This is a genomic window from Methylomonas sp. HYX-M1 (genome assembly GCF_040741385.1).
GTDB lineage: Bacteria > Pseudomonadota > Gammaproteobacteria > Methylococcales > Methylomonadaceae > Methylomonas > Methylomonas rhizoryzae.
The window spans coordinates 1112910-1128272 of sequence record NZ_CP160405.1; the positions used below are offsets into that span (position 1 = coordinate 1112910).

General features: G+C 56.1%; 16 protein-coding genes. 11 read left to right on the top strand and 5 right to left on the bottom strand.

All coding sequences use genetic code 11. From position 1 onward, the window contains the following. Positions 1-54 precede the first annotated feature (54 nt). From AB0A83_RS05190 to pqqE, 7 genes are all read left to right on the top strand, one after another. Positions 55-255 (top strand): hypothetical protein, encoded by a 201-nt coding sequence (locus AB0A83_RS05190; protein ID WP_367155583.1) that lies wholly within the window; start codon positions 55-57, stop codon positions 253-255. Between the two features lie 393 nt (positions 256-648). After that, the gene (gene pqqA / locus AB0A83_RS05195) at positions 649-723 is read left to right on the top strand and encodes a pyrroloquinoline quinone precursor peptide PqqA (protein ID WP_054760176.1); all 75 of its coding nucleotides are present in this window, start codon (positions 649-651) and stop codon (positions 721-723) included. 105 nt (positions 724-828) lie between these two features. Further along, complete coding sequence (gene pqqB, locus AB0A83_RS05200) at positions 829-1740, top strand: pyrroloquinoline quinone biosynthesis protein PqqB (protein WP_150047263.1); 912 nt, start codon at positions 829-831, stop codon at positions 1738-1740. 13 nt (positions 1741-1753) lie between these two features. Next, positions 1754-2482 (top strand): pyrroloquinoline-quinone synthase PqqC, encoded by a 729-nt coding sequence (gene pqqC / locus AB0A83_RS05205; protein WP_367155584.1) that lies wholly within the window; start codon positions 1754-1756, stop codon positions 2480-2482. A gap of 1 nt (position 2483) precedes the next feature. Continuing rightward, positions 2484-3047, top strand: a complete 564-nt coding sequence (locus AB0A83_RS05210; RefSeq protein WP_367155585.1) for a Uma2 family endonuclease — start codon at positions 2484-2486, stop codon at positions 3045-3047. A 33-nt stretch (positions 3048-3080) separates the two neighbouring features. Beyond that, positions 3081-3353 (top strand): pyrroloquinoline quinone biosynthesis peptide chaperone PqqD, encoded by a 273-nt coding sequence (gene pqqD, locus AB0A83_RS05215; RefSeq protein ID WP_150047266.1) that lies wholly within the window; start codon positions 3081-3083, stop codon positions 3351-3353. Then, positions 3331-4461: a pyrroloquinoline quinone biosynthesis protein PqqE gene (gene pqqE / locus AB0A83_RS05220; protein ID WP_367155586.1), complete on the top strand. Its 1131-nt coding sequence runs from the start codon at positions 3331-3333 to the stop codon at positions 4459-4461. Before pqqD ends, pqqE begins: the two co-directional genes overlap by 23 nt. A 15-nt stretch (positions 4462-4476) precedes the next feature. Here the strand turns inward: pqqE and AB0A83_RS05225 are convergent, their stop codons facing one another. After that, a complete protein-coding gene (locus AB0A83_RS05225; RefSeq protein ID WP_367155588.1) occupies positions 4477-5757 on the bottom strand; it encodes a TolB family protein in 1281 nt (426 codons plus the stop codon). 210 nt (positions 5758-5967) lie between these two features. Further along, positions 5968-7077, bottom strand: a complete 1110-nt coding sequence (locus AB0A83_RS05230; protein WP_367155589.1) for a TolB family protein — start codon at positions 7075-7077, stop codon at positions 5968-5970. Positions 7078-7399: 322 nt separating this feature from the next. On the opposite strand from AB0A83_RS05230, the gene AB0A83_RS05235 reads away from it, so the two are divergent. From AB0A83_RS05235 to AB0A83_RS05245, 3 genes are read left to right on the top strand one after another with little or no spacing between them, the layout of a single operon-like run. After that, complete coding sequence (locus tag AB0A83_RS05235) at positions 7400-8749, top strand: adenosylmethionine--8-amino-7-oxononanoate transaminase (protein WP_367155590.1); 1350 nt, start codon at positions 7400-7402, stop codon at positions 8747-8749. Beyond that, on the top strand, positions 8749-9477 hold the full coding sequence (locus tag AB0A83_RS05240) for a 16S rRNA (uracil(1498)-N(3))-methyltransferase (protein WP_367155591.1): 729 nt from the start codon (positions 8749-8751) through the stop codon (positions 9475-9477). The genes AB0A83_RS05235 and AB0A83_RS05240 overlap by 1 nt, the downstream gene beginning before the upstream one ends. After that, positions 9459-10361 (top strand): CPBP family intramembrane glutamic endopeptidase, encoded by a 903-nt coding sequence (locus tag AB0A83_RS05245; protein ID WP_190303252.1) that lies wholly within the window; start codon positions 9459-9461, stop codon positions 10359-10361. The genes AB0A83_RS05240 and AB0A83_RS05245 overlap by 19 nt, the downstream gene beginning before the upstream one ends. Positions 10362-10390: 29 nt before the next feature. Here the strand turns inward: AB0A83_RS05245 and AB0A83_RS05250 are convergent, their stop codons facing one another. Both AB0A83_RS05250 and thiO read right to left on the bottom strand, forming a co-directional pair. Continuing rightward, the gene (locus tag AB0A83_RS05250; RefSeq protein ID WP_150047273.1) at positions 10391-11404 is read right to left on the bottom strand and encodes a quinone-dependent dihydroorotate dehydrogenase; all 1014 of its coding nucleotides are present in this window, start codon (positions 11402-11404) and stop codon (positions 10391-10393) included. 4 nt (positions 11405-11408) lie between these two features. Beyond that, a complete protein-coding gene (thiO, locus tag AB0A83_RS05255; RefSeq protein ID WP_150047274.1) occupies positions 11409-12500 on the bottom strand; it encodes a glycine oxidase ThiO in 1092 nt (363 codons plus the stop codon). Positions 12501-12794: 294 nt separating this feature from the next. Here thiO and AB0A83_RS05260 point away from each other — a divergent pair, with 294 nt between their 5' ends. Further along, positions 12795-13751: a hypothetical protein gene (locus tag AB0A83_RS05260; RefSeq protein WP_232056788.1), complete on the top strand. Its 957-nt coding sequence runs from the start codon at positions 12795-12797 to the stop codon at positions 13749-13751. A gap of 120 nt (positions 13752-13871) precedes the next feature. On the opposite strand, the gene AB0A83_RS05265 is transcribed toward AB0A83_RS05260, so the two are convergent. Continuing rightward, on the bottom strand, positions 13872-15278 hold the full coding sequence (locus AB0A83_RS05265; protein WP_367155592.1) for an NAD-dependent succinate-semialdehyde dehydrogenase: 1407 nt from the start codon (positions 15276-15278) through the stop codon (positions 13872-13874). Positions 15279-15363 lie beyond the last annotated feature (85 nt).

Here is a 15363-nt window from a genome sequence, read left to right on the forward strand (position 1 = left end):
GAATTGGCCGCACGCTAAAAATTTGTGAGCGATAACCATAGGTAAGATCAATCAATGAATAGGAATGTTTGTTCAGGTCGCGGCTTGCGAGAGGCGATGACGGCGGAAGCGCGGTTTCACCGGTTTTTGAATAGGATGCTGATTATCGTCTCTATGCTGTTACTGATTGAAACGGCTTCGGTGCAGGCGGCTAACCAAAAGCCTGTAGCCCTGGCCGGGGAAGAGCAAAGCAAGGCGCGATACGGGCGCAACTGAACGGTGGGCAGAGCTATGAGTCGACGGTCGGGCGAGCTGCTGCCGTTGCGCCTGCTTGAATCGTGGACAGAGACAAATAGGCGTTAGATTGTCCGACAGCCTAGAATAAGCGCGTTAGGGTTTTCAGGCTGGGGCGGGCATTTTTTGAACTTTTTCTCGTGCCGAAAACCTGAGCAGGGTGCCGAACGTAAAGACCTCGAGCCTGCCGCTAATGTTCTTCCAAGCTAAAGCCTGTTTGCTCGGTTTACGCGAAGCGGAGAGTAATGGTTTTTTGAATTGAAGTCGGTATTTTACGGGCCGTCAACGCTATTGCACGGAGAAACGCTTCATCGTATACTTCGGATAGCTTGATCAAGCTAGCACACAACTAAAACACCTCTGGAGGGTATGCAAATGAAATGGGAAACACCAGCTTACAACGACATGCGTTTCGGTTTCGAAGTGACCATGTACATTTACAACCGTTAAGCATTAACAGTTGTGTACGAAAAAGGGGCAGTAGCTGCCCCTTTTTTTTTGCCTGCCGTTTTCTTATCCCTTATCATTTAAACCCGACTTACAACCAAGCTCATCATGAAAATAAGAGTTCTCGGCGCCGGCGCCGGCGGCGGTTTCCCGCAATGGAACTGCAATTGCGACAATTGCGGCCGTTACCGCAGAGGCGAATTCAACGGCAAAGCTCGCACCCAATCGTCCATCGCGATTAGTACCGACGACCGCAACTGGCTGCTGTTCAATACCTCGCCGGACATTCGCGCCCAACTGGAAGCCTTCCCCGCCATACAGCCCAAGCAAGGCATACGCGACACCGGCATCAAGGCCGTGTTGCTGATCGACAGCCAGATCGACCATACCACCGGCATGTTGATGCTGCGCGAAGGCAAACCGCTGGACGTGTATTGCACTGAAATGGTCAAGCAGGATTTGACCAGCGGTTTTCCGTTGTTCATCATGCTGAAGGATTACTGCACGGTCAACCATCATGCCATTGCCTGCGACGAAACCCCGTTCGAGATTCCCGGCATAGACGACATCCGGCTTTATGCCCATGCGTTGAAAAGCAAGGCGCCGCCGTACTCGCCGCACCGTCACGATCCGCACGACGGCGACAATATCGGCGTGATCATAGAGCAAATCTCCACGGGAAAAAAACTGTATTACGCGCCGGGGCTGGGCGAGATAGAACGGCAAGTGTATGCTGCGATGCAAAACGTCGATTGTTTGCTGGTGGACGGCACCTTCTGGACCGACGACGAAATGGTCACTCGTGGCATCAGCCAAAAGCGTGCCCGCGAAATCGGCCATTTACCGCAATCCGGTCCCGGCGGCATGATCGAAGTGTTGAACGGCGTGCCGAACGCTCGTAAGATTTTGATTCATATCAATAACACCAATCCGATTCTCGACGAAGATTCGGCTGAGCGTAAGATCCTGGAGGCCAACGGTATCGAAGTGGCTTACGACGGTTTGGAAATCGACTTATAACAAAAGGTGTTAAATGACTGCTGACAATCAACCCTGGAGCCGCGAAGAATTCGAAGCCAAATTGCGCGGTATGGAAAAGTACTATCACATCCATCACCCGATGCATGTGCTGATGAACGAAGGTAAGCTGACCAAAGAACAGCTGCAAGGCTGGGTCGCCAACCGCTTTTATTACCAGGTGATGATTCCGATCAAGGACGCCAACATCATGGCCAATTGCCCGGACCGGGAAACCCGCGCCAAGTGGGTGCAGCGCATTTTGGATCACGACGGCCACCCGGGTGATACCGGTGGCATTGAGGCCTGGATCCAACTGGGTATCGCGGTCGGTTTGAGCCGCGAGGAAATCACTTCGCTGAAACACGTATTGCCGGGGGTGCGTTTCGCGGTCGACGCCTACGTCAATTTCGCCCGTCGCGCCGAATGGCACGAGGCTGCCAGCTCGTCATTGACGGAACTATTCGCCCCGAAAATCCATCAACAGCGCTTGGACAATTGGCCGGACGTGTATCCTTGGGTTGAGCAAGAAGGTTATGCCTATTTTAAAAAGCGCCTGACCGAGGCCCGCCGCGATGTTGAGCACGGCCTGGAACTGACGCTGGACTGGTACAAAACCCGCGAACAACAAGAGCGCATGCTGGAGATCCTGAAATTCAAGCTCGACGTGCTGTGGACCATGGCCGACGCGATGTATCTGGCCTACGTCGCCGACATGCCGCCGTATTTCAATATCGAGCAATAACATGCAAACCGCCGCACGGCTACGTTTCAGTGCCGAAGATTATCTGGCTTGGGAAGCAACCCAGGCTGAAAAGCACGAGTTTGTCGCCGGCGAGGTGTTTGCCATGCTGGGCGCGCGGCAGGATCACGTTATCGTCTCCGGCAATATTTTCGCGGCGTTGAAACAGCGCCTGCGCGGCACACCTTGCCGGGCTTACGTTGCCGATATGAAATTGAAAGTCGAAGCCGCCGATGCGTTTCTCTATCCCGACGTCATGGTGTCCTGTCATCCGGAAGACCGTAAATCGGAGCAATTCATTTCGAATCCGACGCTGATCGTCGAAGTATTGTCCGACTCGACCGCAAACTACGACCGCGGCGGCAAATTCGTCGCTTACCGTAAGCTGGATTCACTAAAAGAATACCTGGTCGTCGACATCGAAGCCCGTCGGGTGGAATGCTTCCGCCGTACTGCCGACAACGATTGGCTGCTGCACGATTACGTCGGCGAAGCCGATTGCGACTTGAGCAGTTTGAATATCCGCTTACCGATGGCGGATGTTTTTGAAGACATCGAAGCCGTGTAAACCGGCAATCACCTTTTTCAAATCCGAAGCCCAATGACGATCAACCCCGACCAAATCCTGCAATTCTCGCCGTTGCACCGCCTGCAATGGGAAGAAGCCCAGCAAAAATACGTGATTCTCTATCCGGAAGGCATGGTCGAGCTGAACCAAAGCTCTGCCGAAATCCTCAAGCTGTGCGATGGCGCTCATAACCCGGCGCAAATCGTCGAGGCACTGGAAGCCAAATTCGAGACCAGCGGCTTGAGCAACGACATCCACAATTTCCTGAACATCGCCCTGCAACATGGCTGGATCAAACAAGGCTAACATCACCCCGCCGCGCTGGCTGCTGGCGGAACTGAGTTACAAATGCCCGCTGCAATGCCCGTATTGCTCGAATCCCTTGGATTACGCCAAATACCCGGATGAGCTGAGTACCGACGACTGGAAACGGGTGCTCAGTCAGGCGCGCAAAATGGGTGCGGTGCAACTGGGCTTTTCCGGCGGCGAACCTTTGACCCGGCAAGACTTGACCGAACTGGTGCGCTACGCCCGCGAGCTGGGTTATTACTCGAATCTGATTACTTCCGGTTACGGGCTGAGCGAAGACAAAATCGTCGAGCTAAAACAGGCCGGTCTCGATCACATTCAGGTCAGTATCCAGGCCAGCACTCAGGAGCTGAACGACCACATTGCAGGCACCGCGACCTACCAACAAAAACAGGAAGTCGCCCGCCTGATCAAGAAACACGGTTATCCTATGGTGTTGTGCGTGGTAATCCACCGCCAGAACATTCATCAGATGCCGCAAATTCTGGAAATGGCCGAAAACCTCGGTGCCGATTACCTGGAACTGGCCAACACCCAGTATTACGGCTGGGCGCACATCAACCGCGACGCCTTGCTGCCAACCAAGGAACAATTCGAGGAAGCCGAGAAAATCGCCCAGGCGTATAAGGTAAAAGTCGCCGGCAAAATGAAGATTTATTACGTGGTGCCGGATTATTACGAAGACCGACCCAAAGCCTGCATGAACGGCTGGGGCACGACTTTTTTGACTATCGCTCCGGACGGTACCGCGCTGCCTTGCCATTCCGCCCGCGAGTTGCCGGGACTGGACTGTCCCAACGTCAAGGACTTCAGCATAGAACAGATCTGGAACGAATCGAAAACCTTCAATTTTTTCCGCGGTACCGAATGGATGCAGGAGCCTTGCCGCAGCTGCGACGAAAAGCACAAGGACTTCGGCGGTTGCCGCTGCCAAGCGTATTTGTTCAATCAAGACATCTTCAGTACCGATCCGGTATGCAGCAAGTCGCCCAACCGCAATAAAGTGGATCGAATCATTGCCGACGCCCGGCAAGCGGCTTTGGCGGAACAGGAGCGGCCGCTGATTTTTCGCAACAGCAAAAATTCCAAGCGTTATTTCGGCTAGTGCCGAGCGATACCCTCAGCGTTTGCGCAAAAAAATATCCCGTTTACCGTTGTCGTCGTTATCGATCAAATTACCGGCTTCGGAAGCAAACGCCGCCCATTTGCCGTTAGCGGAGATCGTCGGCGTATAACTGCTGCCATTGCCCCCGACCGACAGCAGTTGGGTTTGGCGGGTTTTCACGTCGTACAAAAATATGTCGTCCACGCCGTTATCGTCAGCAGCGACCAAATTGCTGGCGGACGAGGCGAATACGATCCAGCGGCCGTTGGCGGAAATCGACGGATCGGCGCTATCGCCGTTGCTTTCCGCCGCAATGCCCTGTGTGACGCGGGTAGTGCTGGCTTTTTTAACGTCGTATACGAAAATGTCGGTTTTGCCGTTGTTGTCTCCGTTCACCAGATTGCTGGCCGCGGATGCAAAGGCGATGTAGCGGCCGTTGCCGGAAATCGACGCGCTTTTACTGTCGCCGTTTGCTCCGGGGCCGGGTATCAAGGCTAGACTAGCGGCTTTTTTGTCGTACAGAAAAATGTCGGCGTGCCCGTTGCCGTCGTTGCCGACCAGGTTGTCGGCAGCAGAGGTGAAGGCAATCCAGCGGCCGGTCGCGGAAATGCTGGGAAAATTGCTGTTACCGTCGTTAACGGCGCCGGTTGTTCCGGCCGATACCCGGCTCAGCGTTTTGCGTTGCTTGTCGTACAAAAAAACGTCGTCCACGCCGTTGTCGTCTCCGACCAGCAGATTGCTCGCAGCCGATGCGAAGGCCAGCCAGCGGCCGTTGGCGGACAGCGCAGGCGCATAGCTTTCGCCGTTGCCGTCCCCGCCGTCACTGCTTGCCGAAACCCGCGTGGTGTGGCCCTTGATGCGGTCGGTTAAAAAAATGTCGCCAAACTGGTTGCCGTCGGTTTCTATCAGGTTGCTGGCAAAGGAGCGAAACGCCAGCCAGCGGCCGTTGCCGGACATCGTGGGTTCGAAGCTGGCGGAATCGCCCGATTCGCCGTTTTGGTTGACCGAAACCAGCCGGTTTTTCTTCTGCACCCTGTCGAACACAAACACGTCTTCTATGCCGCTGTCGCCCGCGACTAAATTGGTAGCGACCGACGAATAAGCGATCCAGCGGCCGGTGGTTGAGATAGTTTGTCCGAAGCTGGCTTCGTTACCGACCCGGCCGGCCGCGTCTGTGGAAGCGCACAGCATGCCGGCAGGCGCGGCGTGCACATTAGGACCCAACAAGACCGTCGCCAGCCAAAGCATCGAAATGCCGGAAACCAGGTTGGTCGGGATAAAAATCTGATTTGCCATGGTGTTAACCGGAAAACCTTAAGTCAGCTTGGGCTTAAGTGTAGAAAACAGCGAGTAAGCCTGTGAGTAAATTTTGGTGCGGACCGACTTTGGAACCCATCGCGCCGGCTGGTTGCGAAGATTCGGTGAGCCTCAAAATGCCTAGCGGCGAGCTTGGCCTCGCCGTGTCCGCAGTCATCGCTTCAACTGCGAAAGCAAGGGTAGCGATGATTACGGTTTAAACCGGCGTACATATACTTGTTGAATTCCACTGGAGCCGTCCGAGTTTGGCTTCGCAAGTTGATAGGCAATCCAGCGACCGTTGGCGGCGATGCCGGGCTTGAGCGTGATGCTGTCGGCCAGTCCCTTGGCGGCGACCGGGTAAATCGATGTGTTGCCGGTTTTGCGGTTGAGGCTTCTAATGACCCACAGATTCTTGGAGACTATTCCGAAATCGGCCAAGATTCGGCCGTTGTTGGTGATCAGGGGTGTTTGAATGAAGCTCGGATCTTTACCGTCGCTACGATAAACCCGTTCGGTTTTTCCCAATTTACGGTCGAACACGTAAGTCCGGGTTTCCTGTGTCAATTCATTGTCTGGCGCGCGGTAAATCAATTGATAGCTATAGCCTATCCGGCGGGCGTTTAGGGAAATCGATGCCCATAACGGCGAGAAGCTGAGGATAGTGCCGATGTCTAAATCGGGGTTGATCCGTTCCGTGGTTCCGGTTTCTACGTTGTGTATAAAAATATCCATCAGGCCATTGTCGTCCCCCTCGACCAGATTCGACGCTCTCGAACTAAACACCACCCAGTTCCCGTCCGCCGAGATGGTCGGCGCTTGGCTGGCACCGTTGCTCTGCGTTCCGTCCGAGCTCAGCGAAATGCGCCGGGTTTCCCCGCTTTCCAGGTCGCGCAAAAAAATGTCGGCGGCGCCGTTGCTATCGTTGGCTACCAAATTCGTGGCGCTGGATTGAAAGACGATGCGGCGGCCGTTGGCGGAAATACCGGGCGCCGAGCTGGCCTTGTTGCCCTGGATTCCGGACGAATCCACCGAAACCAACACGGTTTCCCCGGTTTTGCGCCGGTGCAAAAAGATGTCTTGCACAGCGTTGCTGTCGTTTGCCACCAGATTGCTGGCCAGAGACTCGAACGCCACGGAACCGTCTCTACTGACCGTAGCGTGAGCGCTGGCCGCATTGCCGGCCGCTCCGGCGGAATCGACCGATGCCTGAATGGGGGCGGCTTTGGCGCTGAGGCACATCTGCGTCCCCAGTAACAGCGCCAGCAGCAATGATTTACCGCCGGAGCGGGCGGATTCGGGCTTTGCTATGGTCAGCATCCATTGTCTCCTGTATTGATTGTATCTGCGCATCGGCGAGAGTGCCTGTTCCTATTTATTCCTGCGGCCTAGGCCGGGTATTAAAGCAGAGATTGACAAACGATTTTATGAAACTCGGCTTTGCGTCATTCAATCGCGATTTTGAATCGGATGTTGCGAGCCCCATTCAATGGGCTTGCCGCTGTGTTTCCGGTTGGTTGCCGATTTGTGCTATGGCTGTGGCAAAATAACCGGTTTAACGCAGCATTGAGCTTGGAGCGAGCGGTGGTCACGGCATTAGGAAAACTCTCTAACGGGCAGTATATCTTTACCGGTGGCTGCCGTGAATAATCGAGCGATTAGCGAGCGCGATCTGGCCGTCGTTTGGCATCCTTGCACCCAGATGAAGGACCACGAATGGTTGCCGCTGATTCCGATCAAGTCCGGGCAGGGAGTATGGCTGGAAGATTTCGATGGTCGGCGCTATTTGGATGCGGTCAGTTCCTGGTGGGTCAATTTGTTCGGCCACGCCAATCCGGACATCAGTCAAGCCGTCAAACGGCAAATCGATACGCTGGAGCATGTGATTCTGGGCGGCTTTACCCATTTGCCGGCCGTGGAACTGGCGGAACAGCTGGTGGCCATTACGCCGCAGGGCCTGGACAAATGCTTTTATGCGGATAACGGGTCGTCGGCCGTCGAAATCGCCTTGAAAATGAGTTTTCACTATTGGCGCAATTGCGGCCGGCCGCAGAAAACCAAGTTCATCACCTTGGAAAACAGTTATCACGGCGAAACCTTGGGTGCCTTGGCGGTCGGCGACGTGGCGTTGTACAAGGATACTTACGCGCCGTTGCTGATGGAGGTGATCACGGTTCCGGGGCCGGACTGCTTTCACCGCGACACCGGCGAGAGTTGGGAGGCTTATTCCTTACGCCGCTTCGAGCACATGCGGCAAACGCTGGAGCAACATGCCGATTCGGTTTGCGCGGTGATCGTCGAACCGTTGGTGCAATGTGCCGGCACTATGCGCATGTATCATCCGGTCTATCTTGCCCGTCTGCGCGAGGCCTGCGACCGGTACGGAGTACATTTGATCGCCGACGAAATCGCGGTGGGTTTCGGCCGCACCGGCACGCTGTTCGCTTGCGAACAAGCCGGCATCAGTCCGGATTTTATGTGTCTGTCCAAGGGACTAACCGGCGGCTATTTGCCGTTGTCGGCGGTATTGACTTCCGACCGGGTCTACCAGGCTTTTTACGACGATTACCAAAATTTGAGCGCGTTTTTGCATTCGCATAGTTACACCGGCAACGCCCTGGCTTGCAGCGCAGCCTTGGCGACCTTGAACATTTTTCAAACCCACGACGTCTTGGGCCGGAATCGGCAATTGGCGGCGGCGATGGCGCGGGCGGTCGAACGCTTTGCCGAGCATCCCAACGTCGGCGAAGTCAGGCAGACCGGCATGATAGTGGCGATAGAACTCGTCCGGGACAAAGCCGCCCGCCTGCCGTTTCCGTGGCAGCAAAGGCGCGGTCTCGGCGTTTATCGCCATGCCTTGCAGCGCGGCGTGTTGTTGCGTCCCTTGGGGAACGTGATTTATTTCATGCCGCCTTACGTGATCAGCGAGCAGGAGATCGAGTTGATGGCGGAGGCGGCCTGGGAAGGCATACGGATTGCGGTGCAAGACTGATGCGCGTATCGAGAATATTCGTGGATATGGCTTTGAACGTAGGGGGGCGGGTCACGCTGGACGAGGCGCAAGCGCATTATGTGCGCAGCGTGCTGCGCTTGCGTCAGGATCAGCCGGTGGTGTTATTCAACGGCTCGGGCGGAGAATACCTGGGACGCTTCAGCGAGGTGAGCCGCAAAGCGGTCAGGGTGGAGGTGCAGGCCTTCGAAGCGCGAGACCTGGAGTCGCCGTTGGCGGTGCATCTGGGTTTGGGCATTTCGCGCGGCGACCGCATGGATTTTGCCGTGCAAAAAGCGGTGGAGTTGGGGGTGGCGCACATCACGCCCTTGCTGACCGAACGTTGCGTGATCAAATTCAGCGACGACAAAAAGCAGCAGCGGGTACAGCATTGGCGCGGCATTGTGCAACACGCGGCGGAGCAATGCGGCAGAGCCCGTGTGCCGGCGTTGACCGAGGTCAGCGAATTGTCCGCTTGGCTTGATTGTCAACAGGGTTGCAAAGTATTTCTGGATCCCTACGCGGAACGGAGTTTGGCGGATGTGCAGCCCGAGGCGCAGCAACTGACCTTGTTGTCCGGTCCGGAAGGCGGATTTAGCGAGCAGGAGCGCGAATGGGCCAAGCAAGCGGGCTTTGTGCCGGTGCGGATGGGCGCGCGCATTTTGCGTACGGAAACCGCGGTATTGTCGGCGTTGGCGGCCGTACAGACGTTATGGGGAGATTTTCGTTGATTGCCGGGCTACGCGCCGGGTTGGCGCCGCTGCTGTGTTTGCTTTTGTTAATCGGATTAGCTTGCGTGGCGGCTTACGGAGTGATGCAGCTAGGCGGCGATTTTTTACCGCTACACAAGTGGATCAGCAAGCTGACGCTGGCTTTCTTATTGCTTAGCGTATTCCCGCTAAGGCCGTATCTCGGTTTTAGTTGGGCGGATTTGGGATTTGCATCCACAAAAACCTTCTTTCGTCAGCTAGCCCGAGGGTTATTGTTGAGTTTGCTTACTTTGACGCCGCTCATTGCCTTGTTGGTGGCCTTGGATATTCAGGTGTGGGATGCCAAGCGGCATTGGTCGGCAGGGGGCTTGGCCGGCAAACTCGGTTTGGCGTTGCTTGCGTCTTTATTCATCGGCGTCGGCGAAGAACTGCTGTTTCGCGGCTTATTGTTGAGTTTTTTAAAGCGCAGCATCGGCGTTTACCCGGCTGTGGCGCTGACTTCGTTGTATTTTGCGGCACTGCATTTTTTAAAGAGCGACGTGCAGATAGCGGTCGCGCAACAAACGTTGACCAGCGGTTTTGTGTTGACAGCGCAGGCATTCGCGAATTTGGCGAATCCCAAAATTCTCGATGCGTTTATTTCACTGTTTGTGATCGGCGTGTTTTTGGCGCTGCTAAGGCTGCGTTTTGCAGGTAACTTGGGAGTTTGTATCGGTTGTCACGCCGGCTGGGTCTGGCAGATCAAGGTCACCAAGGACTTGTTCGAGCTTAACCATCAGGCGGACCACCTGTATTTGGTCAGCGGCTACGACGGCGTCATTGGTCCCCTGGTTAGCGTATGGCTGACCGGAACGTTGATCGCTTGGCTTGGGTTCGGCCGCCGGCGCAACGCGGCCAAGTCTTAGCTTGCCTTGGCGATTGTGTGCTTTCGGGTTTACAAACCGCACACGATCTCGCGCACCAGCTCCGGGCCTCTATAGATCAGCCCGCTATAAACTTGGATCAGCCGCGCGCCGGCATCCAGTTTTTCTTGCGCGTCTTGCGCGCTCAGTATGCCGCCTGCGGCAATGATGGGCAGTTTGCCTTGCAGGGCGTCGGCCAATTGTGCCACCACGGCGGTTGCGCGTTGCCTGAGCGGCGCGCCGCTCAGGCCGCCGGCTTGCTCGGCGAGGCGGTGGCCGGCGACGGACTCGCGGGCGATGGTGGTGTTGGTGGCTATCACCGCGTCCATGCCGAATGCAAGCAGCAGATCCGCGATATGTCTGACCTGTTCCGGGGTCAAGTCCGGGGCGATTTTGACCGCGATTGGCGTGTATTTACCGTGCTGCCGTTGCAAGATCGTCTGTTCTTGTTTCAAGGCATCCAGCAGTTGTCTGATTTCGTCGCCTTGTTGCAGTTGGCGCAAGTTTTGGGTGTTGGGCGAGGAAATGTTGATGGTGACGTAGCTGGCGGCCGCATAGCTTTTACGTAATCCGGTCAAATAATCTTCGCGGGCTTGCTCTATCGGAGTATCGGCGTTTTTGCCGATATTGATTCCTAAAATCCCGCGGTAGCGGCATTGTTCCACTTGCCGCAGCAAATGCTCGATGCCTAGGTTGTTAAAGCCCATGCGATTGATGATGGCCTGATGCTCCGGTAAGCGGAACAAACGCGGTTTGGGATTGCCGGGTTGCGGACGTGGCGTAACCGTGCCGATTTCGAGGAAACCGAATCCGACCGCGGACAGCGCGTCTATGTACTCGCCGTTTTTATCCAGTCCGGCGGCGAGGCCGAGCGGATTTTTAAATTGCAAACCCATCGCTTCGACCGGTTTGTCCGGCAGATTCGGAAATGCCAGCCGGCTTAGGCCGAGCCGGCGGCTTGTTTCCAGTAGCTGTAAGGTGGCATGGTGCGCGCGCTCCGGGTCAAGCGCGAACAACAACGGACGAAGCAAGGGATAGAGATTCATGGCGTTAACGCTTGAGCGCGTAATGGCTGGGGTCTAGGGCGGATGGGCGTTGCAATATCAAGTCGGCAAGCAAAGCGGCCGATGCAGGCCCCATCACCAGACCGTTGCGGAAATGACCGGCGTTGATGCTTAAGTTTTCGATTTCCGGATGCGGGCCGATAAACGGCACGCCGTCCGGCGTACCGGGACGCAAGCCGGCCCAATGGGCGGCTATCGGGTATTTTTTGAGCGCCGGCAGCAACTCGGTCGCGAAACGGTACAAGGCCGATTTGGCTTGGTCGGTGGTGGTCTTGTCGAAGCCGGTGCTTTCCACCGTGCTGCCGGCCAGAATTTTGCCGTCGCGGCGCGGAATTAAGTAGTGGTCACCGTCCAGCACCATGCGGCATAAAGTTTCCGGTTCGGCGTCGAACAGCAGCATTTGCCCGCGCACCGGCTTAATCGGCAATTGCAAGGCGCTATCCGGCAGCCAAGTAGTCAGCCATTCGGCGGTCCATGCGCCGGCGCAAACGACGGTGTGGTGGGGGGTAAAGCGCTGGTGCTCGCTCAAAATGGCGGTCAAACGATTGTTGCGGCGCTCGACCGCCACGATGCGGCTATGTTCCAGGATGCGGACCCCGTTTTTCAGCAAATAGGTTTGCAAAGCTCTGAGTAATCTGGGATTGCGGACTTGGGCAATGTCCGGCAGCCACAACGGATTTAGCAATTGGGTGTTAAGCCCGGGGGTTAAGGCTTCGGTGACGGGGTGGTGAGCGATGCCGCGATCTAAGCACCAGGCTCTCGCAGCCGTTATGTCCGGATTCTTACAAATCAGCATGCCGCACGGCGTCCATTCGGGGTCTATGCCCGTCTCGGTATCGAGTTTCGCGCACAGCGGCGGATAGCGTTTCAAGCTGTTCTCGACCAGGTCGGAAATGGCTGTGGATTGGCGCCAAGGATAGATGGGCAGCAAAATCCCGCCGCCGGCCCAGGAGGCTTCGCGCGCTGCCGCCGATTTGTCCAAAATCGTCACTTGGCAGCCGGCGGCCGCAAGTTCCAGCGCGGTTAGAAAGCCGCTGATGCCGCCGCCGATGATGAGGATGTCTGTTGCAGATGTCATTGAGGCTTGTCGTCGAAAATTCGGCTGGTCGCCGCGATTTTAGCGCATCCGAATCCGGGTAGGCGGCTTATCAGTCCGAACATAGTTGCGCCTTGACGGTGCGGATTGCGATTGGAGTGTTTATTTTAAACGAGATGTTGTTTTTTTTTAACATTCTCTTGTTAAACTTTACTTGTTTTTAATATCCTATTGAAAATTAAAAGTTTTTATTCGTGCAAAAAATCAACATAAAACTTGTGTCGGTAGGAAAGTGCTGCTATTATTGCCAGCGTCGAAAAATACTGTGTTGCGTTTTTGCAAATTGCAGGCTGTCTTACAACAATAACCCTTGGGGGGACGACAATGACTTTCAATAAATCTCAACTGGCGCTAGGAATCGCTGCCGCTTCTTTGACGATGGCTATGGCGGCGCCGGTTCAAGCAGCCGATACCAAAGCCGAGCGGGTTGCCGATGCCGCCGCTAGAAAAACCGAAGCGCTGGAACTGCAAATGCAACAAATGGCCGAGCAAATGCAAGCCATGCAGGCGGAATTGAGCCGTGTTAAAACGACATCGGCTAAAGCGTCTACCGAAACCGCGAAAATCGAAGAACTGGACCACTGGATGGCTTCCATGAAGTCTGCCCCGGCGGTTTCCGGCTCTAAAGACAACTTGGTTATGGTTCGTGGCGGTTTCACCACTTTGGATCAAGACAGAGGTAGTCCCGGTTTGTTGGGTGCCGTAAACAAAGGCGCTTTCTTGTCCAACAACGAAAATAACGATGGCTTTTACTTTGGCGGCGCGTTCGACTTCAACGTCAATAATGACCTTTTCGGTTTGATGGACGGTACATCGTTCCTCGTTGAATTAGGCATTGAATACGCACAATATGGTAGCGGTGTGAACGCTGTATCATCAGGTTATTTCACTCCATTAGTCGATGGCACTCCCGTAGCTGTTGCAACTAACAACACAACTTCGACTGACGCCCGTTTAAGAATCAACGCTTCGCCGAAAATCAAATTCATGCACGGCAGCAAATTGCGTCCTTGGATCATTCCTGTAGGTTTGGACATCAACATCTTGGGTGTTCCGTCTAACGCAGTTTCCGTATTGAATGCGGGCATGAACTTCGGTGCCGGTGTCGACTACGAAATCTGGAGAGGCATCGTGGTGGGTGCCGATACTCGCTATCACTATTCAACCGGTGACTTGGATGGTACGCCGACTGACGGCCTGAATGCCGGCGGTTACGTAGGTTTCCAATTCTAAGCTGAGCCCATTTCAGCAAAAAAGGGAAGGCCTCGGCCTTCCTTTTTTTATGCGCGCTTGGTGGATAAATCAGTGGCCGATCCGTGATTGGAAAGTGCCGGAATCGGTCGCCGTCTCGTATCAGTCCAACGCCGCCGGCCCCCAAAGACAGGCGCCGGCCGGCGCCAGGTTGACCAGTTTCTCGTTGACGAACTCGTAGAAACCGCGCTCGGCCAGCTCGCGGCCGTAACCGGAGTTTTTGACGCCGCCGAACGGCAGTTCCGGAGCGGTCCACGCCGGCTGGTTGACGAACACCATGCCGCAGTCGATTTGCGCGGCAAGCGCGCGGCCGCGTTCGATGTCGGCTGTGAATACCGAGGCGCCGAGGCCGTAAGGCGTGGCGTTGGCTAATGCAATCGCCTGTTCGGCGTTGTCGACCATGTGGAACGCCGCGACCGGTCCGAACAGTTCCTGGTTAAACACCGGATTATGTTCGTCTATGCCCGTAATCACGGTCGGTTGCAGAAAATAGCCGGGCCGGGCGAGGCGTTTGCCGCCCAGCGCAATCTGCGCGCCGGCCTGTTTGGCTTGGCCGATTTGCTCCAGCAGCCGGTTCAAGGCCGTTTCCGAAGCCACCGGCGCCAACGTCGTCTGCGGATTCATCGGATCGCCGGCCCGCAGCGCCGCCAAGCGCGCGGTGAATCCGTCCAGAAACGTCGCGGCGCGCTGGCGGCCGACCACGATAATCCGCTTGGAGCCGACGCAGCATTGGCCGTTGTTGAACATCCTGCCGAATACCGCGCCGTCCAGCGCCGCTGCCAGCGGCGCGTCTTCCAGCACGATCAGCGGATCGCTGCCGCCCATTTCCGCGACGACTTTTTTCAATGCCCGGCCGGCGCGTTCGGCCACGGCCGCCCCGGCGCGTTCGCTGCCGGTGATCGTGACGCCGCGAATGCGCGGGTCGGCGATGGCGCGGCCGATTTGCTCGATACCGGCAAACAGATTGGTGTAAACGCCGTTCGGCGCGCCGGCGTCCGCGAACAACCGCGACAAGGCCAGCGCCGCTTGCGGCACGTTTTCCGCGTGCTTCAGCACCAGCACGTTGCCGGCCATCAAATGCGGCCCGGCGATGCGCGCCACCTGGTAGTACGGAAAATTCCACGGTGTTATGCCCAGAATCGCGCCGATCGGCTCGATCAGTACCCGGGCATTGCGCGCATTCGGTAAGGTTTTGGGTTGTAGAAAGCTCGCGGCATTGTCGGCGTAGTAATCGAGGATCGCGGCGGCAAGCTCGACTTCGGCTTGGGCTTCCCCGATCAGCTTGCCCATCTCTAGCGTCAAATAGTGCGCGTACTCCGCTTTTCTTTCCAGCAGGATGGCCGCCGCCTTGGCGACGATCTTGGCGCGCTCGTCGATGGCCCGATGCCGCCAGTCGGTTTTATATGCCTGGTCGGCGTTGGCGATGGCAAGTTCCAGCTCAGCATCGGAGAGTTCGGCATAGGAGGCGAGTAATTCGCCGCTTGCCGGATTGATGGTTTGATAGGCCATAATATGAATTCCTGTGTAGTCGATTACGCCGTGCCAGAACAATCCGGCGCACGGGTAACACGAGGTGAACGGCTGGCGGAAGCAG